Origin of the sequence: Shouchella hunanensis (assembly GCF_028735875.1) — a bacterium.
GTDB lineage: Bacteria > Bacillota > Bacilli > Bacillales > Bacillaceae_D > Shouchella > Shouchella hunanensis.
The window spans coordinates 3,166,891-3,187,043 of sequence record NZ_CP117834.1 but is presented as its reverse complement, the minus strand read 5'-3'; the positions used below and the strand labels follow the sequence as shown (position 1 = coordinate 3,187,043).

At 39.3% G+C, this 20,153-nt stretch carries 24 protein-coding genes; 7 read left to right on the top strand and 17 right to left on the bottom strand.

Features of this window, described 5'->3' with window-relative positions; genetic code table 11:
- Positions 1-175: 175 nt before the first annotated feature.
- Positions 176-508, top strand: a complete 333-nt coding sequence (locus tag PQ477_RS16400; RefSeq protein WP_035398123.1) for a hypothetical protein — start codon at positions 176-178, stop codon at positions 506-508.
- A gap of 107 nt (positions 509-615) precedes the next feature.
- Complete coding sequence (gene ispG / locus PQ477_RS16395; RefSeq protein ID WP_038479000.1) at positions 616-1,719, top strand: flavodoxin-dependent (E)-4-hydroxy-3-methylbut-2-enyl-diphosphate synthase; 1,104 nt, start codon at positions 616-618, stop codon at positions 1,717-1,719.
- Positions 1,720-1,758: 39 nt separating this feature from the next.
- On the opposite strand, the gene PQ477_RS16390 is transcribed toward ispG, so the two are convergent.
- Entirely contained in the window at positions 1,759-2,175 is a 417-nt protein-coding gene (locus tag PQ477_RS16390) for a hypothetical protein (protein ID WP_060705096.1), read from the bottom strand.
- A gap of 79 nt (positions 2,176-2,254) precedes the next feature.
- On the opposite strand from PQ477_RS16390, the gene PQ477_RS16385 reads away from it, so the two are divergent.
- Positions 2,255-2,830: a 5' nucleotidase, NT5C type gene (locus PQ477_RS16385; protein ID WP_144558775.1), complete on the top strand. Its 576-nt coding sequence runs from the start codon at positions 2,255-2,257 to the stop codon at positions 2,828-2,830.
- Positions 2,831-2,855: 25 nt separating this feature from the next.
- Here the strand turns inward: PQ477_RS16385 and PQ477_RS16380 are convergent, their stop codons facing one another.
- From PQ477_RS16380 to PQ477_RS16355, 6 genes are all read right to left on the bottom strand, one after another.
- Positions 2,856-3,059, bottom strand: coding sequence for a DUF1540 domain-containing protein (locus PQ477_RS16380; RefSeq protein WP_035398972.1), 204 nt, complete (start codon positions 3,057-3,059; stop codon positions 2,856-2,858).
- Positions 3,060-3,164: 105 nt separating this feature from the next.
- Positions 3,165-3,581, bottom strand: coding sequence for a Fur family transcriptional regulator (locus tag PQ477_RS16375; RefSeq protein ID WP_035398973.1), 417 nt, complete (start codon positions 3,579-3,581; stop codon positions 3,165-3,167).
- 46 nt (positions 3,582-3,627) lie between these two features.
- The gene (locus tag PQ477_RS16370; RefSeq protein WP_144558774.1) at positions 3,628-4,512 is read right to left on the bottom strand and encodes a metal ABC transporter permease; all 885 of its coding nucleotides are present in this window, start codon (positions 4,510-4,512) and stop codon (positions 3,628-3,630) included.
- On the bottom strand, positions 4,505-5,275 hold the full coding sequence (locus tag PQ477_RS16365) for a metal ABC transporter ATP-binding protein (RefSeq protein WP_412766077.1): 771 nt from the start codon (positions 5,273-5,275) through the stop codon (positions 4,505-4,507). Before PQ477_RS16365 ends, PQ477_RS16370 begins: the two co-directional genes overlap by 8 nt.
- Before the next feature lie 129 nt (positions 5,276-5,404).
- Positions 5,405-6,112 (bottom strand): lytic transglycosylase domain-containing protein, encoded by a 708-nt coding sequence (locus PQ477_RS16360; protein ID WP_274272502.1) that lies wholly within the window; start codon positions 6,110-6,112, stop codon positions 5,405-5,407.
- A 139-nt stretch (positions 6,113-6,251) separates the two neighbouring features.
- Positions 6,252-7,304: a two-component system sensor histidine kinase NtrB gene (locus tag PQ477_RS16355; protein WP_246117159.1), complete on the bottom strand. Its 1,053-nt coding sequence runs from the start codon at positions 7,302-7,304 to the stop codon at positions 6,252-6,254.
- Positions 7,305-7,527: 223 nt separating this feature from the next.
- On the opposite strand from PQ477_RS16355, the gene PQ477_RS16350 reads away from it, so the two are divergent.
- Positions 7,528-7,791, top strand: coding sequence for a DUF2624 family protein (locus PQ477_RS16350; RefSeq protein WP_060705101.1), 264 nt, complete (start codon positions 7,528-7,530; stop codon positions 7,789-7,791).
- An 81-nt stretch (positions 7,792-7,872) separates the two neighbouring features.
- On the opposite strand, the gene PQ477_RS16345 is transcribed toward PQ477_RS16350, so the two are convergent.
- Together PQ477_RS16345 and PQ477_RS16340 are read right to left on the bottom strand one after the other, a co-directional pair.
- Positions 7,873-8,751, bottom strand: a complete 879-nt coding sequence (locus tag PQ477_RS16345; protein ID WP_035399045.1) for a deoxyribonuclease IV — start codon at positions 8,749-8,751, stop codon at positions 7,873-7,875.
- 15 nt (positions 8,752-8,766) lie between these two features.
- Positions 8,767-10,125, bottom strand: a complete 1,359-nt coding sequence (locus PQ477_RS16340) for a DEAD/DEAH box helicase (protein ID WP_144558771.1) — start codon at positions 10,123-10,125, stop codon at positions 8,767-8,769.
- A gap of 139 nt (positions 10,126-10,264) precedes the next feature.
- Between PQ477_RS16340 and vrrA the strand changes: the two genes are divergently transcribed.
- The 3 genes from vrrA (at position 10,265) to PQ477_RS16325 (ending at position 12,468) form a co-directional block, all read left to right on the top strand.
- Complete coding sequence (vrrA, locus tag PQ477_RS16335; RefSeq protein ID WP_035399049.1) at positions 10,265-10,816, top strand: VrrA/YqfQ family protein; 552 nt, start codon at positions 10,265-10,267, stop codon at positions 10,814-10,816.
- Positions 10,817-10,920: 104 nt separating this feature from the next.
- Positions 10,921-11,412, top strand: a complete 492-nt coding sequence (locus tag PQ477_RS16330) for a CarD family transcriptional regulator (RefSeq protein WP_038478968.1) — start codon at positions 10,921-10,923, stop codon at positions 11,410-11,412.
- 111 nt (positions 11,413-11,523) lie between these two features.
- The gene (locus PQ477_RS16325; RefSeq protein WP_035399034.1) at positions 11,524-12,468 is read left to right on the top strand and encodes a 4-hydroxy-3-methylbut-2-enyl diphosphate reductase; all 945 of its coding nucleotides are present in this window, start codon (positions 11,524-11,526) and stop codon (positions 12,466-12,468) included.
- Between the two features lie 42 nt (positions 12,469-12,510).
- Here the strand turns inward: PQ477_RS16325 and PQ477_RS16320 are convergent, their stop codons facing one another.
- From PQ477_RS16320 to ccpN, 8 genes are all read right to left on the bottom strand, one after another.
- On the bottom strand, positions 12,511-13,632 hold the full coding sequence (locus PQ477_RS16320) for a Nif3-like dinuclear metal center hexameric protein (RefSeq protein WP_144558769.1): 1,122 nt from the start codon (positions 13,630-13,632) through the stop codon (positions 12,511-12,513).
- A complete protein-coding gene (locus PQ477_RS16315; RefSeq protein WP_274272501.1) occupies positions 13,629-14,330 on the bottom strand; it encodes a tRNA (adenine(22)-N(1))-methyltransferase in 702 nt (233 codons plus the stop codon). The genes PQ477_RS16320 and PQ477_RS16315 overlap by 4 nt, the downstream gene beginning before the upstream one ends.
- 50 nt (positions 14,331-14,380) lie before the next feature.
- The gene (locus tag PQ477_RS16310; protein ID WP_035399030.1) at positions 14,381-14,752 is read right to left on the bottom strand and encodes a c-type cytochrome; all 372 of its coding nucleotides are present in this window, start codon (positions 14,750-14,752) and stop codon (positions 14,381-14,383) included.
- A gap of 250 nt (positions 14,753-15,002) precedes the next feature.
- Positions 15,003-16,124, bottom strand: a complete 1,122-nt coding sequence (rpoD, locus tag PQ477_RS16305) for an RNA polymerase sigma factor RpoD (RefSeq protein WP_038478955.1) — start codon at positions 16,122-16,124, stop codon at positions 15,003-15,005.
- Positions 16,125-16,155: 31 nt separating this feature from the next.
- On the bottom strand, positions 16,156-17,967 hold the full coding sequence (dnaG, locus tag PQ477_RS16300) for a DNA primase (protein WP_144558767.1): 1,812 nt from the start codon (positions 17,965-17,967) through the stop codon (positions 16,156-16,158).
- A 19-nt stretch (positions 17,968-17,986) separates the two neighbouring features.
- Positions 17,987-18,433: a YaiI/YqxD family protein gene (locus PQ477_RS16295; RefSeq protein WP_035396312.1), complete on the bottom strand. Its 447-nt coding sequence runs from the start codon at positions 18,431-18,433 to the stop codon at positions 17,987-17,989.
- 240 nt (positions 18,434-18,673) lie between these two features.
- Positions 18,674-19,486, bottom strand: coding sequence for a pyruvate, water dikinase regulatory protein (locus tag PQ477_RS16290; protein ID WP_035396315.1), 813 nt, complete (start codon positions 19,484-19,486; stop codon positions 18,674-18,676).
- Between the two features lie 15 nt (positions 19,487-19,501).
- Positions 19,502-20,137 carry a transcriptional regulator CcpN gene (ccpN, locus tag PQ477_RS16285; RefSeq protein WP_081762284.1) on the bottom strand — a complete coding sequence of 212 codons (636 nt, stop codon included), beginning with the start codon at positions 20,135-20,137 and terminating at the stop codon, positions 19,502-19,504.
- Between the last annotated feature and the right edge of the window lie 16 nt (positions 20,138-20,153).

Below are 20,153 nucleotides of genomic sequence, written 5' to 3'. Positions count from 1 at the left end.
CGACAAAAGACCTAGTTTGTTGTTTAATCCTGTGTATGATTCCGCTTAAATATGTATAAATTAAGCAAACTTACGTGAATGTCGTGAAGCAGGAATATACCATTTTTATCTTGAATACTTAAAATGAGGTTCTCCCATACAAAAAGGCTATACTTTAAAAGAAGGAGTGTGACTGGTGAAACGCCTTTTGTACATTGCCATTGCCATTATCGTTATTCTAGGTATTCAAAACGATTTAACAGGCTCAACTTTATCAGCACAGCTTCCAACTAACGATGAAGCAAGTACGAAGAGTGGACAAGAAGACCCGCCTCCCCTTCCTTATCAAGAAGTCATTATTGAAAGCGGCCAAACGGTTTTATCCATCGTTGAACATTTGCATGACGGCCAAGTCAATCATTCGATTGAAGACATTTTGGCTGATTTCAGCTCATTAAATGATGGAACGAACCCAAACGCCATTCAAATTGGAAAGACGTATCGCTTTCCGCTTTATCAGAATCCGTAAGTGAATTTCCTTGCCAGAACGCACAAGTGATTGATAAAATAAGCATGAGTCTCCATTGACTGGAGAAAAAGACGGGCAAAGAGCCCCTCAAAGGAGCGATATGGTCTATGACCGAAAGAGTTCATCGAAAACATACTCGTCCCGTTAAAGTGGGAAATTTAACAATTGGCGGTAATGATGAAGTAATCATTCAAAGTATGACAACAACAAAGACCCATGATGTTGATGCCACCGTTGCGGAAATTGAACGATTAGAAGAAGCAGGTTGTCAAGTTGTTCGGGTTGCTTGCCCTGACATGCGTGCTGCTGAAGCCATTGCGGAAATTAAAAAACGGATTAACATTCCTTTAGTTGTAGACATCCACTTCAATTATAAATTTGCTTTAAAAGCTATTGAAGGCGGTGCGGATAAAATTCGCATCAACCCAGGTAATATTGGTAAACGTGAGAATGTGGAGGCTGTTGTAAAAGCAGCAAAAGAAAAAGGAATTCCGATTCGAATTGGTGTTAATGCAGGTTCACTCGAAAGACACTTACTAGAAAAATATGGCTATCCAACTGCAGATGCAATGGTCGAAAGCGCTCTTCACCATATTAAAATTCTAGAAGACCTTGACTTTCACGACATCATCGTTTCCATGAAAGCATCCGATGTTCACCTGGCTGTTGAAGCCTACGATAAAGCAAGTCAAGCATTTGACTATCCGCTTCACTTAGGTATAACAGAGTCTGGTACACTTTTTGCTGGTACGGTTAAGAGTGCAGCAGGAATTGGCGTTCTTTTAAACATGGGTATCGGTAACACATTACGTATTTCACTGTCAGCAGATCCTGTTGAAGAAGTAAAAGTTGCTCGCGAATTACTTAAATCTTTCGGGTTAGCTGCTAATGCTGCTACATTAATCTCATGTCCTACATGTGGGCGAATTGAGATCGATCTGATTAGTATTGCAAATGAAGTTGAAGAATACATTTCAAGCATTAAAGCGCCAATTAAAGTTGCCGTACTTGGATGCGCAGTTAATGGACCTGGCGAAGCTAGAGAAGCCGACATCGGTATTGCAGGTGCCAGAGGCGAAGGCTTACTGTTTATGAAAGGTGAAATTGTTCGTAAGGTACCTGAAGAAACAATGGTTGAGGAATTAAAGAAAGAAATTGATAAATTAGCTGAAGAACACTATGCAAAACAACGTGAGGCGCAGCCGAATTAATTTAAAAAACCGACTCTCATCAAGAGTCGGTTTTATCTTTTATAAGAGCGGTGTAAAGATCAGGGTCGAAAGAACGGATATAGCGCCTATGGCAATCGCCCAAATCCCTAATGTCTTGCGCCCTTTTACAATCGCAATAATGCCTGATATAATCCCTATTGGGCCTAAAAGAAGTGGAACTAAGAATAAAGACGTGATGGCAAAAACAATGCCCATTGTTCCAATACCTTTTCCAGAACTATTCTCAAAGTCATCTTGGCTATCCTCTATTGAGTCAGCTGCAAATTCAGATGCATACTCTTCATCAAAGTTCTGATTGTCTTTTGCATCATAGAGGTATTCAGATCCTTTTTCCCCATCATGGCCTTCAACATGTGTATTTAAGAAGGTTAATGAAGGATCATCTTTATCCACTAATGTTAACGGTTGTTTGTTTTCTTTCTTTTGATCACTCATATGACATCCCCTTCCATACGAGTAGTATTTCTCGTTTTAGAAGCAATCATTCTTATTAATTTATATTGAGGTGTATACCATGCAAAGACGTTTAGGGTTTGATATTGACGGAACCATTACAGATCCCGCTACTTTTATTCCATATATTAACCAAGACTTCCATAAAAATTTTACATTAGATGATATTTCTGATTATGATCTTTCAAAGTTATTAAAGATTGATGAAAACGAGTTTTGGGACTGGATGCTCGCAAATGAGCCAACTATTTATCGTAATGCACCGTTAATCAAGCAAGTTGACCAAATTTTAAAGCGTTGGCATGTTGATCATGAATTAGTCTTTATTACAGCACGAAAAAAACAATACGAGGCGATTACTGTTGATTGGTTAAAACAACACGATATCCCCTATCAACACGTAGAATTAATTGGTCACCACAATAAGCTTGCTGCAGTCAAAGAACAAGGCATTGAGCTGTTTTTTGAAGATAAACATGATAATGCTGTCATGATTGCTGAAGAATGTGGCATTCCCGTAATTTTATTCGACACACCCTATAATCGATTACCGATCCCCGATGGCGTGATCCGTGTTTCAAACTGGCAAGAAGCCGAAAGTTGGGTTGAGGAATGGTTAAAAGCAAAGAGGCTTTAGGTAGGACCTGAAGCCTCTTTGCTCTTTATTTTGGCTCAAACGTGTGACAACACGTCTCTTCGCTTTTTCGCACTTTTCCAAGCTGATCCAGAACAAATTCTTTACTCGCTTCCATTGTAAACGTTGATTCTAGTTTGTCGGTTTGAACTAGGATCTTCTCTGCCCCACAACGATTTTCATCTTTCCAATGGCGACAGTTTGATACATTACACATTACAATTGGTGTCATGGTATCCCCTCCTTATCAGTAGGGTTCTCTCTTTCACAGCAATTCATAACGTTTAAATGATGGGAATAAAAAAACAGAGATGACGAAGTCACCTCTGTTTTTGTTTTATTGTCGACACGCTTGGCACATTCCATAAATTTCAAATTTATGTCCAGTTACTTGAAAATCAGGAAATCGTTTAAACAATTCTTCATCCATAGGGCAATTATGAAAATGCTCTGTTTTTCCACAATCTAAACAAATTAAATGGTGATGGTGCTCAGACGTTCGACAACTAAAGCGGAACCGCTTTTCGCCATCTAGCTCTGTTGTTTCTAACAATTCAAGATCTGCAAACAACGATAGGTTTCTATAGATGGTATCAAAACTTAAAGACGGATACTGATCCTGCATGTTTTCGAGTACGTCTTTAGCTGTCATATACCTAGAATCCTCCGCAAACAAGCGAAGCATATCCTCTCGTTTACCTGTATATTTGTATCCTTGTTCTTTTAAGCGATTAAGTGCATGGGAAACATCCATTCAATCAACCCTCTTCTTTGACTTCTGCTTACCAGTGTACCGAATTTTAGCTCGATTGGCTAGTAGAACGTGATCTTTTTTTAAGTGGAAATCGCCCTAACGTTTTACGATTTCGACCAAATAAAATCGACAGCAGCAAAATAAGAACTGCAAGCAGCACAATAACGCCACCTGGAGCTAAGTTTAATTGAAACGCGAGCATTAGTCCACCGATGACAGCAATTTCACCAAATATCACCGCGTACAAAAACAATTGCTTAAATCCTTTAGCGAAGCGCATAGCACTTGCGACTGGCAGTGTCATTAACGCCGAGACAAGCAAGATGCCTACTACTCTCATAGACGCGGCAATAACAAGTGCAACCATTACCATGAAAATTAAATGAACGAGACGGCGATTAATGCCAGATACCTTTGCTTGCTCCTCATCAAAAGATAAGAAAAACAATTCTTTATAAAAAATGACTAATATAAATAACACAACGACTGTAATAACAGTGATTGTAATAAAATCACTTCGGTTCACAGCAATGACTGAGCCAAATAAATAATTTAATAAGTCGGTATTAAAACCATTTGCCATTGAAATAAAAACGACACCTAACCCGATTCCCGCTGACATAATTATCGGTATCGCAATTTCCTTGTAGTGAATATACACTTGACGGAGCTTTTCCATAAATAAAGAGCCGCTTACGGAGAAAGCCATACCCATATAAAGCGGGTTAACCCCCTGCATAAAAGGAATGTAGCTGCCGAGTAATAAACTAAATGCAATTCCAGATAGCGTAATATGTGAAAGAGCGTCTGCAATTAAAGACATTCGCCTAACAACTAAAAAGACTCCTAGTAAAGGAGCAAGTAAACCGATCATTACGCCAGTGAATAGAGCATATTGTAAAAAGTCATAAGTTAAAAACGCATTAAGCATGGTGCACTCCTTCATGACTGTGAGTTAGCAAATGAACATCATGTCCATAAAAATCCAATTTATTTTTTTTCGCTGCAAACTCCTCTGTCTTTCCATGAAAGTGAATGGTCCGGTTTAAACAAGCCACTTTGTTTACGTGATCGGTCATTGCTCCAATATCATGTGAAATTAATAAAAGCGTTTTGCCTAAATCCCGATTTAATGTGTGAAGTAATTCGTAAAAAGAAGCAACACTCTTTGCATCAATTCCCACTGTTGGCTCGTCTAAAATTAACAAATCAGGATCACTGACGAGTGCCCGTGCAATAAAGACTCGTTGCTGTTGACCACCGGACAATTCACCAATGTTTTCATCTAAATAATCCATCATATCCACTTGCTCAATAGCGCGGTACACCATCTCTTTATGCTTCTTCTTCATAAAGCGAAACAAACCAATTTTACCGAACAGACCCATTGATACAACTTCATACACAGTTGCTGGAAAGCCACTACTAAAACTGTTTGCTTTTTGAGAAACGTACCCAATCCGATCCCATTGTTGAAACGAATCAATCGGTTCATCAAATACTTTTACTGTTCCATCGTTTGGTTGTAATAGACCGAGCATCATTTTTATTAATGTTGATTTCCCAGAGCCGTTTGGACCAACTAACCCTAAAAAATCACCTTGTCTGATTGTTAGTGATACATCGCTTAATACAGGACGACGTCCATATGCGAACGTAATATGATCTAACGTTACGTAATTTTCGCGAATCATTTCCATCCCCCTTATTTCAGAATGATTCCGATTTATCTCCAGTCTATTATACTCTTTTTTTTTATTTTGTCCAGCCATGATTTGCTTATTAGTAAATAAAAGAAAAACGGCTGCGAAAAGCGCCGTTTTTTATAAGGAATCATGATTTTTTGCTTGCTTTTGAATCGTCACTGCATAGTCACTTTTTGCATGGCCATTTTCCGCAAGGTACGACTGCAAACCGCCCATTCCTCTGTGATAAGCTGTGAGTGCCTTATCCCAATCGTTGTATTGATCGTGTAAAAACTGTAAATATTGGACAGATAAGTGAATCGCGTAGTAAGGATTAAATAAATAATCCTTTTTATACTCAAGCTCCGCCATATCCGCAATCCACGGAGCGGTGTTCGTCATAAATTGCGCCATTCCATAAGCATGTCCATACTTCGTTTCTGGTCCAATAGCATGTTCATCAAAAGTCGCACCACTTTCTACCTTAAGTAGCTCATATACTAAAAACGGATCTACGTCTTTTTGATCTGCAACTAATCCTAAGTACAGACCCCATGATTGTTCAAAGTGACCATCACTATCTTGATACAAGGCTTCACTAACTTGCTTTGCTTTTTTCCATGTATCGCCATTGCCTTCCACATTAAAAGATGCGTCTAGCCCGTCGTTTTTAAAGAAAGCCGTTGCTTCCTCGATTTTCTGATATTCGGCTAAATAGGCGTCTCGTTCAAGCTTCTCTGCATGTGCGTGCATTTGACCGCCAGTTAACCTGTTTGCATATAAAAATAGGCCAATAAGTAAACCTAGTACACTTAATAAAATAAGCTTTTTTTGATTACGTTTCATACGAACGTCCTCCTCCTTCAGCTCCAAAGTAGGATAGACGATCTTCTTACATCCGTCAACAACTAACATCTTCCATTACTCAAACTGAAAATAAAAAGCCTTCTAAAAGGCTAAAAAGAAATGAATCCGTTTCGTCACACTACACGAGCAGCGGAAATGTAAGAATGACTTTCGTACCAACGTCTCGTTCGCTTAAGATCTGAAATTGCCCACCGTGATCCTCAACAATTTTCTTGCATAGCGGAATACCCACTCCTGTACCTTTTTCTTTTGTAGTGAAGAATGGTTTTCCTAACTGTTCAAGTACATCTTTAGGCATTCCTTTTCCATTGTCGATGAGTTCAATATGTACATATTCACCTATTTCTTTACTTGAAACCTTTAAATACTTGTAAGACGCTCCTTCATCAAATGCTTCAATCGCATTGCGAAGTAAATTTAGCATGACTTGCTTAAACATTGATTCATTTATATGACATATTGAAAAAGATTTATCAAAATCCACTTGTAATTCAACGCTATGCAATAAACATTCCGCTTTCATTAATTCAACTAGAGATTCGATTAAACTAGAGGGAGATTGCCATTTGCGATTTGTTTTCTTTCGAGATACAGATAAAAAATCTTCAATAATAATATTCATTCGATTTAGCTCTGAAATGATCGTATTATAATATTTTTGGAAATCACAGGTTAAATGCGATAGCTGCAAAAACCCTTTTATAACGGAAAGAGGATTTCTTAATTCGTGAGCAACGCCAGCGGCAATGTGAGAAACAGCTTGCATTTGATGTTGAAACGTCAGTAGTTCCTCGTATTTTGTTTGTAGTGATAAATCTTCAAGCATAATAAAATAATAGACTTGATCATCTTCAACTTCTGGAATGAATGTAACATTTAGTACATTTCCACCATTTTCATAGATACTCTTCGTGATCTGTACATACTTTGAACTAAGTGCCATTTGGTCTAGAAAAAATTCTGCAATGTTATGTGTAATGGCGAGTTCACTAATTGTGGAGTGTTGAAGTTCATCTGTTTTTATATCTGTTAAATAGCTAAACATTTCATTCCAAGAAAGTACATTTAAAGCTTGATCCACTTTTAGATACGGTAAGTTTAACTCTTGAATAAGTGTAAACATTGTTTGGTTATGATACTCATGCTTTCCGTTTATCTCTTTGTGCAACATATCAGTACTCCTATTAGGGGCATTTTTTAATAAAAAATTTTGAATCATAATACTCACGCCCCCCCTTGTCATTAATCAGAATAACAACTCATCATACTTTTTTCCGAATCTCCGTATAATTTACTCTTATTCGTGAAAAGGCGCACTATTTCCTTTTTTTGTTCTGTTTTTTCTTTTAAATCATATAGTAACAGTGACTTTCTATTTAAGGAGCGGTGCCAACATGAATTTCATCATGCAACAGCTCATCAATCAAAAGATTAATTCAATTAGTAAAGAGGAATTTCTTCAGCTAGCTGAGAAGCAAGGTTACCCATTAACAAGCCAACAAGCAGATAGTGTTTTACGCATACTTAGGCAACAAACTATAAACGTTGGCAATAAGAAACAAGTGGAAGCCATTATTAATCAATTGACGAACGAAACCGATTCCTATGTTTCGTCCACTGTGTCACAATTGTTTCAAAAATATAATCATATGTTATAAAAAGTTGATCTTGCCATTATTTTACCATTAGATACTAAAAAGAGCACCCTAGTTTTTAAAAACTAGTGGTGCTCTTTTTAATTATTTTTCAATAGGCTCCGTACGTTCTCTTCGGAGTAACGCAATTTCATGTTTATATGGAGGTTTACGATCCTTTTTATCCGCCCCAATAAATGGCGTTTCCAAGATTTTTGGCACGTGTTTAAATTGATCGTGATGAACGATATAATCTAAAGCTTTTAGACCAATAAATCCATGGCCAATGTTTTCGTGACGGTCTTTTTGAGCATGTCTCTCGTTTTTTGAATCATTAACATGAACAACTTTTATTCGATCAGCGCCTATAATATTGTCAAATGATTCGAGCACTCCATCAAAATCATTTACAATATCGTAGCCAGCGTCATGGGTATGACACGTATCAAAACATACAGAGAGACGTTCATTATGCGTAACACCATCAATAATTTTGGCAAGTTCTTCAAATGAACGACCACATTCAGATCCTTTACCAGCCATCGTTTCTAGCGCAATTTGCACATCTCTCTTTTCGGTTAGTACTTCATTTAATCCTTCAATAATTTTCGCAATACCTGCTTCAGGACCTGCCCCTACATGGGCTCCTGGATGAAGAACAATTTGCTTTGCACCTAGAGCTTCTGTTCGCTCTATTTCAGATCGAAGAAAATCAACACCTAACTGAAAGGTCTCTGGCTTTTGGGTATTGGCAATATTAATGATGTAAGGGGCATGAACAACAATGTCACGAATCCCATGTTCCTGCATATGTTGTGTCCCTGCATCAATATTTAAGTCTTCAATTGCTTTGCGCCTTGTGTTTTGAGGCGCACCCGTATAAATCATGAACGTATTTGCACCATAAGCTGCTGCTTCTTCACTTGATTGAAGCAACATCTTTTTTCCACTCATTGATACATGTGATCCAATTAACAAAGACATTGTTCAAACTCTCCTTTACTTACTTTTACGGGAACGTAATTTGTTATCTCGTTTATTGCGTTTCTCTTGTGCAACGCGTGCTTTTCTTTTATAAGCAGGCTTGACCTTCTTTGGTTTTGCTTTAGCTTTTCCACCTGTTCGCTCTTGTGGCTTTGCTGCTGTTGTATCTGCTTTTTTCTTTTCACCAGACTGGGGTTTCTTTTGTGAAAAGCCTCCGCTACCAATAGGCCCTTTTACTTGTTGCCATTCTCCGTCTTTAAACTCAACAAATGTAAATGTAATGCCTTTGCTCGATAGCTTACCACACGCATATTCATCGGTTTTCTCAAACAGCGATAATGCTATACCATCTGCACCAGCTCTAGCTGTACGCCCAACACGATGAACGTAAAAGTCTAAATCAGCCGGAAATTCGTAGTTAATGACATGAGTGACACCTTTGATATCCATTCCACGAGCAGCTAAATCAGACGCTACGAGGAATTGAACACTTGCATCATCAACCTTTTTCATTACCTTACGTCGTTCTCTTGATGCAAGACCTCCATGCAAACGTTCAACATTTAAAGATTCTTTCGCTAATTCATCCGCTACAATATCTGCTTGCTCTTTTGTATTCACAAAAATAATCGCTAAATATGGATTAATGTGCTTGACAACATCTTTAAGAACAGTCATTTTATCTTTATGTCGCACTGGAACAAGCTGATGCTTTACTGCTTTTGCGGCTAATACCTCAGGCTGTACATGAACGTGACGTGGTTGAGACATATATTTTCGTAAAAATGGCTGTAGTTTCTCAGGAATTGTTGCTGAAAAAACGAGCATTTGTAGCTCTTCTGCCATTTTACCAGCTACTTTATCTACATCCTCAATAAACCCCATATCAAGCATTTGATCTGCTTCATCTACAACAAGAGTGGTGGCAGTATGTGCTAGTAGCGCATTTTGCTGTATTAAATCATTAATTCTCCCTGGTGTTCCGACAACAAGATGTGGTTGTTTTGACTGCAAACGATCCATCTGCTTTTGACGATCTGTACCACCTACATACAACTGCGCTTGGATTTCCCCTTCAAACGGCTTTATTAGCTTCATTACTTCATTATAAAGCTGGTTCGCAAGTTCTCTTGTTGGTGCTGTCACAATAGCTTGTACATGCGCTTCCGTTACCGTTATTTGTTCAATAAGTGGTAACAAAAAAGCAAACGTTTTTCCTGTACCTGTTTGTGATTGGCCAATAACATCTTTTTTGTTTAAGATTGCCGGAATTAACCGTTCTTGTATTTCCGTTGGTTTTGATATGTTGGCATCAACAAGTGCTTGTTGTAATTTATTCGTTATTCCGAGACGTGAAAAATTTTCTGCATTCATATTCATTTCCTCTTTTCCAGTTCCTTCGTGCAATAGTTCATTTTATCATAATTTCACATTAACTCCAAGGTTTAAATGTGCACGGATTACCTATCTTTGCATAGGCTATTATTATTAGATTTTATTAGGAGCGAATGTTATGCAGCCTTATTACGGACCACCCGCTAGTTCTATTCCGATGCAACCTTTATCGAGCGGCTCAAGTCGGTTATTAGGAACCGCTTCCGGTTTTATGCAGCCTACTGCTTCCATGGCTTCAGCTCCCATGCAGCACATGGCAGGAGCAACACGAGGAGGCGGTATCTTAGCTCGTTTACTAGGCGGAGGACGCTTAACTAGTTTAGGAACATCCGCCGCCTCTGGAGGTTTTAATTTCGCGACAATTCTTGAAAATACACAACGAGTAATGGGCATTACTCAACAAGTTGCACCAATGGTTCAGCAATACGGTCCTTTTATTAAAAATGTACCGACTCTATGGAGAATGATGCGTACTATGCGACAAACCCCTACTAATGAAACTTCTGCTGCACCACTTGAAGTGGCGTCTGCACCAGTTCAACATGTTCCGGAGCCTGTCGCTACACATGAATCTCAACCTAGTGCATCACCTGCCGCTATCACGCCGAGACCAGTGCGCCGACAAAGACCGGAAACACAGGGAGCATCCCTTCCAAAACTTTATATATAAATCGGTTTTTAGTTGTTGACAAGCCTCCTATAACGATAGTATAATTTGATATTTGCCTTCAAATGTGTTACAATGTACTGTATAAATCGATTGGAGGAATGTCCATGTTTAAAGTCGGAGACAACGTTGTTTACCCTTATCATGGGGCCGGAAAGATCCAAGATATTGAAGAAAAGAATGTTCTAGGAGAAACACAATCATACTATATTCTGCATTTCCCACTTGTTGACGTTACCCTCATGCTTCAAGAATCTCGCATAGATCAATCCGGGCTTAGAAAGGTCATCTCCTCCTCTGAAGTCAATCAAGTAGCGGATGCATTAAAAACGGGGCCTGAGACACCTTTATCTTCCAGTCAATTTTCTAGAGATACTGAGAATTTGCTTAAGACAGGAAGTATTATTGATGCCGCTCACCTCGTTTCTTCTTTATCAAAGAAGCAAACTGAACGATCCAACGGTCTTCATATTCAAGATCGACACCATCTTCAAAAAGCGAGGCAAATGGTTGCAAGCGAGTTGGCTGTTGTTCAAGAGTACTCCGAAGAGCAGGCATATGAATTTATTGACACAAATTTATTAGAAGAAGCAAATTAATAACGCGTCTTGATTGTCACCTGCGCAGAACTCCTTTACAATAGAAGATGAATTCAAAACACGGCTTTCACTAAACGAAGGCCTGTTTTTAATAGGAGGCCATTAATTTTTATGGACGTATTAAAAATTTCACCAAGAGGCTATTGTTATGGCGTTGTTGACGCGATGGTTATGGCACGTCAAGCTGCACAAAATTTGGACTTGCCAAGACCTCTTTATATACTAGGGCAGATTGTTCACAATCAACATGTTACAGATGCGTTTGAAGAGGATGGCATCATTTCTCTTGACGGCCCAAATCGTCTTGAGATTCTTAAGGAAGTAACACACGGGACCGTTATTTTCACTGCACACGGCGTTTCTCCAGAAGTTCGTCGTTTAGCAAAAGAAAAAGGGTTAACTTGTATCGACGCTACTTGTCCTGATGTCACACGCACTCATGATTTAATTCGTGATAAAGCAGCGGAAGGGCACCAATTTATTTATATAGGGAAGCAAGGGCACCCTGAGCCGGAAGGAGCAATTGGTGTTGCTCCTGGCGCTGTACACTTAGTTGAAACGATGGAGGATCTTGAGTCATTAACGTTGGATGACCGTGATATTATTATTACAAACCAAACAACGATGAGTCAGTGGGACGTATCTGATATCATGAAGCGTGCGATGGTGCTTTATCCAAAGGCTGAAGTTCATAACGAGATTTGTTTAGCCACTCAAGTTCGTCAAGAGGCAGTCGCAGAACAAGCTTCTCAGTGCGATGTTGTGATTGTTGTTGGTGATCCAAAAAGTAACAATTCAAATCGTTTAGCTCAAGTATCACAACAAATTGCTGGTACACCAGCCTATCGGATCGGTGATCTATCTCAGCTAGAATTAGATTGGATTAAAGATGCAACAAAAGTTGGTGTCACTTCGGGTGCTTCGACTCCGACTCCAATTACTAAGGAAGTCATTACGTTTATTGAAAACTATGATCCAAATGAAGAATCGACGTGGGATACAACGAAGAAGGTTCCGATTGAAAAAATCTTACCAAAAGTTCGTGTTAAAAAGTAATAACACAACCCCTCTTGCAAGTTGCAAGAGGGGTTCGTTTGTTTACATAAATTGAAAGGGGTCCGTGCTATCGGATGAAGGAAAAACGGTAATCGAATAACCCATATCTTTCATTCGCTTGTTCAATTCCTTTGCAACGCCTGCTTTCATAATTGATTCAATATGATGCCCAGCGTCAATAATGGTTAGCCCGTCCATTTTTGCATCTTGCGCTACATGATAGTAAAGATCTCCAGTTACTAAAACATCCGCGCCTTTACGCAGCGCTTGATTCACATACTTGTTACCGTCACCACCAAGGACAGCAACTTTTTTTATCTTCCTATCTAAGTTACCAACTACACGAACACCTTCCAAACCAAGTGCTAGTTTTACTACCTTCACATAATCACGCAATGACTGCGGCTGTTCTAGTTTGCCAATTCGCCCAAGTCCACGGACAAGCGAAGGACTCTCTAATGGAATAAGATCATAAGCCGGTTCTTCATACGGGTGCGCAGCGAAGAACGCATTAAGGACCGACTGTAAGTGGGTTTTTGGCACAATGGTTTCAATCCGTTCCTCTTCCACCACTTCCTGTTTATTCAACTCACCTATATGGGGATTTGCCTCACCAGTCGGCCGAAACGTTCCTTCACCTACAACGGAAAAAGCACAGTGACTATACTCTCCAATAAAGCCTGCCCCTGCTTCACCTAATGCTTGTCGGATAACCTCTGCGTGTTCACGAGGAACAAACCCAACAAACTTTAACAAGTTCTCTTTATACGTTGGCACGAGCACATCAGGGGATTGAATCATTAGTTTTTCCGCTAATAAATCGTTGACTCCACCCTCTGTAACATCCAAGTTGGTGTGTGCGGCATATATGGTGATTTCATGCTTAATCGCCTTTGCCACAATTCTTCCCATTGCTGTATCTAAATTAATTTGCTTAAGAGGTCTAAACAATAATGGATGATGCGCAATAATAAGATCAACGTTTTTATCAATGGCTTCATCCATTGTCTCTTCTAGAACATCTAAAGCAATCATAACGGTATGGATAGGTTTGTTTAGCGTTCCGACCATAAGACCATTACGATCTCCTTCAACCGCATATTTTCGTGGGGAAAATTGTTCAAACTCTTTAATGACGTTTTGGGCTGTAACACCTTTTGTCATAATAAGGCCTCCTCAACCATTGCAATTTTTCGGTTTAAGTCAGCTTGTTTCTGTTCAAGCTCTATCGACTTATTCCCCAATTGTAGTTGTTTTAACACACGTTTCCAGCTTGTTTTTTCGTGTTCCCACTTTTTCTTAAAAACAGACGTCTGATGCTGCTTTAATAGCGGACCAAGCCACAGCTCTGTCTCTGTATAAGAAACGGTAGCTACAGAGGGTTCAGCTACAATAATTTCATAGATCTTTTCATCTTCTTCGAGAATGTCTTCTGCTACAATTCGATATTGGTGATCCATTAACCACTTCCGTACCGCGTGAGAAGCCACATTAGGCTGAAGTACCAACCGCTTCACTTTGATTAGCTTGTCTTTTCCCCCATCTAAAATTGATGCAATCAGAGGTCCACCCATTCCTGCGACCGTAATAACATCAACTTCCTCACCCTGATGCAACACATTTAAACCACTGCCTTTTCGCACATCAATCTGATGCTCTAATTGAGACAATCTCACTTGCTTCCATGCCGATTGATACGGACCCTCATTAATTTCCCCTGCAATTGCCTTTAAAGAGTAGTCATTTAAACAGAGATAGCAAGGCAAATAAGCATGGTCGGAACCAATATCCGCTAGTACATTAAAACCAGCTGCATAAGACGCTACACGTTCTAGTCTATGTGAAAGTTGACTTGTGTTCATTTGTTGTTTCTCCTTCCAAAAGAAAAAAGCAGGGTTATCCCCCCGCTCTCCTACTCCGACATCGACAATAAATATTCGGCTACCGCATCAATTTCTTCAGGCTGTAACTGACCACCGAAAGCCGGCATATTTCCTTGACCGTTTGTTACAATGTCAACGATTTCATCGTGAGACAACTGTCCCTCTAAATTATTAATCGCTGGCGCACTAGCAGTACCACCTAAATCATTTGCATGACACGTTATACATGAACTTTCAACAATACCTTGTCCATATTCAACGGGATCTCCAATGTCAACAGGCTCTTCTTCTTCTTCATCCATGCTAGCACGTTGATCAACACCAATTGCAGACATTGCAACGATAAGTACAATTCCCAATAATGCTATAAAAGCAAACGGAATTAACGGACGTCCCTTCATATAGGTGCTCTCCTTTCTCGTTAGAACTAACCATTAGATATGTATAAAAAAGCACGAATCTACTATAGTTTACTTCAAATTGCCCATTATGAAAAGGCTTCAATTTACTTTTCCCTAAAATAGCACAAAAAATTCAAATTGATTTATAAGAAAATTCACAACAACAATTTGCATTCCGTTTTAAGAAGAAGTAAAATAGAAACAAGGAAGGCACACGAAATCAGTCTATGCTGAATCCGTGTGCACTTCATTAATCGAGAAAGTCTTTTAATCGTTTGCTTCTGCTTGGGTGACGTAATTTGCGCAATGCTTTTGCTTCAATTTGTCTGATACGCTCGCGAGTAACACCGAACACTTTACCCACTTCTTCAAGCGTACGCGTTCGACCATCGTCAAGTCCAAAACGAAGTCTGAGAACATTTTCTTCTCGATCAGTTAATGTGTCTAACACATCTTCTAGCTGTTCTTTTAACAACTCATAGGCAGCAGCATCTGAAGGTGCAAGAGCTTCTTGGTCTTCAATAAAGTCACCTAAATGAGAATCGTCTTCTTCACCAATTGGTGTTTCTAAAGAAACTGGCTCTTGTGCAATCTTTAAGATTTCGCGCACTTTATCTGGCGTTAGCTCCATCTCTTTTCCAACTTCTTCAGGTGTTGGTTCACGCCCAAAGTCTTGTAAAAGTTGACGTTGAACACGAATGAGTTTATTGATGGTTTCTACCATATGAACAGGGATACGAATTGTTCTCGCTTGGTCAGCAATGGCACGGGTAATTGCCTGACGAATCCACCAAGTTGCATACGTACTAAATTTAAATCCTTTGTCGTAATCAAACTTCTCAACGGCTTTAATTAAACCCATGTTTCCTTCTTGAATTAAATCGAGAAACAACATCCCTCTACCAACATAACGCTTAGCAATGGATACAACAAGACGTAAGTTTGCTTCTGCTAAACGTTTTTTTGCTTCTTCATCACCTTGCTCAATACGTTTAGCTAAGTCGATCTCTTCTTCAGCCGATAAAAGCGGTACACGACCAATCTCTTTAAGATACATACGAACTGGATCGTTTATTTTTATTCCTGGAGGGACACTTAAATCGTTTAAGTCAAATTCTTCTTCATTCTTTTCGACTTGCTGCATAGATGGGACTTCATCATCAGCTTCATTCACGAGTTCAACCCCTTGCTCACCAAGGTACTCATAAAACTCATCCATTTGATCCGCGTCCTGTTCAAACGAAGCCATTTTCTCTGTAATTTCGGCATACGTTAAGGTCCCACGCTTTTTACCTAATTCTACTAATTGTTCTTTTACTTGATCGATGGATAGATCACCTTCAGTCACTGGACGTAACGGTTTATCAGCCACTCGATCCCCTCCTTCCAAAATTAACGACGAGTTACTTACCTAGCAGTTCTCTTTTTTTGCGTATGAGCTCCATTTGTTTCTGCGCAGCGAGAATTGGATCTTGCTCTAGACGAGCCGCTTGCTGCTTTTCTTTAATTTGTAATAGTTTAGGGTATTGTTCAATTTTCTTAATATAATCGTCTAACTCAGCATCTGTACACTCTAATTTGACATCTTGCATAAGCAAATAAGCGGCTAGTTTTGCAAGCTTTTGGTCTTCTAGACTCTCTATAAACTCCTTTATTCCCTTTTCTGGATGTTGCGAAACAAAGGAGATTAAGTAAGCATACAGAGCTTGGTGTTCATCTATATTAAAGCCATCTTGCAAACGCTCTGTTACTCTCCAAATCATTTCTTCGTCTTGTAGCATATACCCGAGAAGCATTCGTTCTGCTTTAATGTGGGCAGCAACTGGACGAGACGTTTGAAATGCGTGATGAGATTTAACCGTGTCTTTATGCCGTTCAGTCTGCTGTTGCTGACGCGGCGGCGTAGCCTTTCTTTCTTTGCGCATCATCTCTTGATGAAGAACTTGGAATGAAAGATTAAATTCATTTGATAGCTGCTTTAGATAATGTTCTTGCTCAATCGATTCTAATCGCGCAATAGCTTCAAGCATGTCTTCAATATACTTAAGACGTTCTCCTTCATTTTGAAGGTTTTTTGTTTGTTTAGCGTCATACATCTTAAAAGCCATTACGGATAAAAGCTCTTCTTCTAAATAGGCTTTCAAGGCTTCTTCGCCAAACTCCTTTACATAGTCGTCTGGGTCGTAACCGTCCGGCAATAAGCAGACTTGAATCTGGCAACCTACATTTTCGAGCACAGGAATGGTTTTTCGAATGGCTTCACGGCCCGCTTTATCACCATCATAGCAAAGGATAACGTCTTCAGCGTTACGCCGAAGTAGCTTTGCATGATCTTGACTTAAAGCTGTACCCAATGTCGCCACAGCATTTTCAATTCCTGCTTTCCAGGCAGCCATTACGTCCAATGCCCCTTCAAACAAATAGGCTTTATTTTTTTTACGAATAATCGGCCGTGCTTCAAACATATGAAACAGCGTCTTTGCTTTTTGATAAATAGGTGTCTCTGGACTATTTAAATACTTTGGCTGGCCTTCACCAACAATTCTTCCTCCAAAACCGACAATGTCACCATTATTATCGGATATAGGAAAAATTAAACGATTGCGGAATAAATCATAGTAGCCACTTGTTTTTCGCTTTGCTACTAGACCAGCTTCTTCCATAATCGTTAAATCAAACTCATTTTGCTCAAGCACCTTCGCTAACGTCTCCCACTCGTCAAGCGCATACCCTATTTTAAAATGCTCAATTTGAGCTTCTGTAAAATAACGCTCTTGAGCGTAAACACGCCCTGGAGAACCTTCTTCCGTGAACATAAAAATACTGTGATACGTCGAAGCGGCTAACTGGTGAGCTTTCTTCATTGCATCAACTTTTGAAGTATCTTCATAAACTTGATTCTCGTTAGATTCAACTACTTGCGGTAAAGAGATTTTCGCCTTTCCGGCTAAGTGAGCCACGGTCTTCGCAAAAGACCATCCCTCCAAATCCTGCAAGAAGGTAAAAACGTTCCCACCAGCACCACAACCAAAGCAATGATAAACTTGCTTTTCTTCAGAGACAGAAAAAGAAGGAGTTTTCTCATCGTGGAAAGGACATAGTCCACCATATTGTCGACCGTTTTTCTTTAATTGCACATAGTCCCCGATAACATCGACAATATCGCTCGCGTTCCTTATTTCGGCTAATTTCTCTTCAGGAATTTTCACAGACATACAGCTCTCACCTATTCCTTCAATTACCAGTGCTAAGAACTTGTTCAAGTGAATGCACAAATTGCTCTCGGTCTGTGGCAGTAAATTTCCGCGGACCTTTTGTTTTTTTTCCCGCTCTTCTAGCCTTTTGTGCTGCATAACGAGACTGTAACATGCTCGACATCTCTTCTTCCATGTATACATGGCCACGAGGCGATAGCACAGTCACGCCTTTAATAAGTAACAAAGAAGCAAGTGCGTGATCTTGAGAGATACATACGTCGCCACGAGAAACAGCTTGCAGTAAATACAGATCTGCTGCTTCTTTATCCACATCAACTTGTACGGTTTTTACATGCTCAGGCAAGACCATATTATGTGCATATGAAAACACAAAGACCAATTCTTTTTTGTATTGATCACAAAGTTTAATGATTTCTTCTTTTACAGGACAAGAATCTGCATCAACGTACACCGTTGAACTCATACAGTATCATTCAACATTTAAGGTTTGATCTCCTTCTTATTTGACGAAAAAAACAAGAAACTGTCGAAACCCATTGCTCTTTCATCTTCTTTACTATCATTACCAAAAAAACGAGAAAAAGTCTTGACTTTTTAAATTTATTTGATCTATCCCCTATTTATACATACATTCTGCAAAATTAGAGTCCCAATTGGCAATTATACTTCAAAACATAGCGTTTGAACAGTAAACAGTTTCCAATCAATGTTTTTGGAACATATTAGAAATTAAATTCGCTGTTTCCTCCACTGCTTTATTCGAAACATCAATTACAGGGCAATTCACTCGTTCCATGACTTCTTGAGCATACGCCAGCTCTTGTTTAATGCGATTAATATTGGCGTAATTTGCTTCTGACTTTAATCCTAAAGCTTTTAAGCGCTCCGTACGAATGCTATTAAGCTTCTCTGGACTAATACGCAAACCGATGCATTTTTTATTTGAGATCTTAAATAGCTCTTCAGGCGGTTCAACTTCTGGAACTAAGGGAACGTTCGCTACCTTCAAACGCTTATGCGCTAAATATTGGGATAGTGGTGTTTTTGATGTTCTTGACACACCAATAAGCACAACATCCGCTAAAATAATTCCTCTTGGATCTCGGCCGTCATCATATTTAACTGCAAACTCAATGGCCTCGACTTTCCTAAAATAATCTTCATCTAAACGATAAATTAAGCCTGGTTCATAGCGAGGTTGCTCATTCGTAAGTTGATTTATTTTCCCTAGTACCGGCCCAATAATGTCAACTGTCTCCACGTTGGCTTCTTTTGCAACTTCAAGCAAGTAATTTTTTATCTCTGGGACAACGAGTGTGAAGGCAATTAACGCCTTCACTTTTTTAGCAATTTGAACTACTTCTTGGATTGTTCCTTTGTCCTCTACATAAGGAATACGGCGAATTTCAACATTTGATCCGTTGAATTGGCTTACCGCTGCTTTCACTACCAGCTCAGCCGTTTCTCCAACTGAATCCGATACAATGTATACAATTAAGCGTTCCGTTTGCGTCATTAAGAACAGCCCTCCTTATGTTCCTTCATTCTTAGCAAGATCCACTAATAAAGAAGTCATGTTCGTCTTTGTTATACGCCCAACTACTTCATATCCTGAACCTACATCCACTTTTTTCACGATCGGTAACCCGTCAATCTGTCTTGAAATGAGCTTATGAGCAACTTCTATAATAGAGTCTTCTTTTTCGCACATCGTAATATTAGGCATTCGCGTCATAATAATACTAACAGGCGTTGTTTCAATTGCTTGTCCACCCATACTTGCTCGTAGTAAATCTTTTCGAGATACAACTCCTACTAGCGTTGACTGTTTATCAACAATAAACAACGTGCCACAGTCTTCCAAAAACATTGTACAGATGGCTTCATATACAGAGGTGGATTGTTCAACGATTACAGGCCTTGATTGATAATGATGAACCTTAATCTTTTGAATTTCATCCGATAGAGCAGGTGAATCTGTCTTTCCAGTATAAAAATAACCAACCCGCGGTCTGGCATCGAGAAAACCAGACATTGTTAGAATGGCTAAATCAGGGCGGAGTGTTGCCCTTGTTAAAGACAAACGCTCCGCTATATGTTCACCAGTAATTGGTCCATTTTCTTTGACAATATCAATAATGTGTTGCTGTCTAATTGAAAGTTCGATTTGAACTCACCTCTCT

What these genes read in the sequence shown, in the direction of transcription:
- ispG (WP_038479000.1), top strand. Translation starts at nt 616, where the DNA reads ATGACCGAAAGAGTTCATCGAAAACATACTCGTCCCGTTAAAGTGGGA.
- PQ477_RS16390 (WP_060705096.1), bottom strand. Translation starts at nt 2,175, where the DNA reads ATGAGTGATCAAAAGAAAGAAAACAAACAACCGTTAACATTAGTGGAT.
- PQ477_RS16385 (WP_144558775.1), top strand. Translation starts at nt 2,255, where the DNA reads ATGCAAAGACGTTTAGGGTTTGATATTGACGGAACCATTACAGATCCC.
- PQ477_RS16380 (WP_035398972.1), bottom strand. Translation starts at nt 3,059, where the DNA reads ATGACACCAATTGTAATGTGTAATGTATCAAACTGTCGCCATTGGAAA.
- PQ477_RS16375 (WP_035398973.1), bottom strand. Translation starts at nt 3,581, where the DNA reads ATGGATGTTTCCCATGCACTTAATCGCTTAAAAGAACAAGGATACAAA.
- PQ477_RS16370 (WP_144558774.1), bottom strand. Translation starts at nt 4,512, where the DNA reads ATGCTTAATGCGTTTTTAACTTATGACTTTTTACAATATGCTCTATTC.
- PQ477_RS16365 (WP_412766077.1), bottom strand. Translation starts at nt 5,275, where the DNA reads ATGATTCGCGAAAATTACGTAACGTTAGATCATATTACGTTCGCATAT.
- PQ477_RS16360 (WP_274272502.1), bottom strand. Translation starts at nt 6,112, where the DNA reads ATGAAACGTAATCAAAAAAAGCTTATTTTATTAAGTGTACTAGGTTTA.
- PQ477_RS16355 (WP_246117159.1), bottom strand. Translation starts at nt 7,304, where the DNA reads ATGTTGCACAAAGAGATAAACGGAAAGCATGAGTATCATAACCAAACA.
- PQ477_RS16350 (WP_060705101.1), top strand. Translation starts at nt 7,528, where the DNA reads ATGAATTTCATCATGCAACAGCTCATCAATCAAAAGATTAATTCAATT.
- PQ477_RS16345 (WP_035399045.1), bottom strand. Translation starts at nt 8,751, where the DNA reads ATGTCTTTGTTAATTGGATCACATGTATCAATGAGTGGAAAAAAGATG.
- PQ477_RS16340 (WP_144558771.1), bottom strand. Translation starts at nt 10,125, where the DNA reads ATGAATGCAGAAAATTTTTCACGTCTCGGAATAACGAATAAATTACAA.
- vrrA (WP_035399049.1), top strand. Translation starts at nt 10,265, where the DNA reads ATGCAGCCTTATTACGGACCACCCGCTAGTTCTATTCCGATGCAACCT.
- PQ477_RS16330 (WP_038478968.1), top strand. Translation starts at nt 10,921, where the DNA reads ATGTTTAAAGTCGGAGACAACGTTGTTTACCCTTATCATGGGGCCGGA.
- PQ477_RS16325 (WP_035399034.1), top strand. Translation starts at nt 11,524, where the DNA reads ATGGACGTATTAAAAATTTCACCAAGAGGCTATTGTTATGGCGTTGTT.
- PQ477_RS16320 (WP_144558769.1), bottom strand. Translation starts at nt 13,632, where the DNA reads ATGACAAAAGGTGTTACAGCCCAAAACGTCATTAAAGAGTTTGAACAA.
- PQ477_RS16315 (WP_274272501.1), bottom strand. Translation starts at nt 14,330, where the DNA reads ATGAACACAAGTCAACTTTCACATAGACTAGAACGTGTAGCGTCTTAT.
- PQ477_RS16310 (WP_035399030.1), bottom strand. Translation starts at nt 14,752, where the DNA reads ATGAAGGGACGTCCGTTAATTCCGTTTGCTTTTATAGCATTATTGGGA.
- dnaG (WP_144558767.1), bottom strand. Translation starts at nt 17,967, where the DNA reads ATGTCTGTGAAAATTCCTGAAGAGAAATTAGCCGAAATAAGGAACGCG.
- PQ477_RS16295 (WP_035396312.1), bottom strand. Translation starts at nt 18,433, where the DNA reads ATGAGTTCAACGGTGTACGTTGATGCAGATTCTTGTCCTGTAAAAGAA.
- PQ477_RS16290 (WP_035396315.1), bottom strand. Translation starts at nt 19,486, where the DNA reads ATGACGCAAACGGAACGCTTAATTGTATACATTGTATCGGATTCAGTT.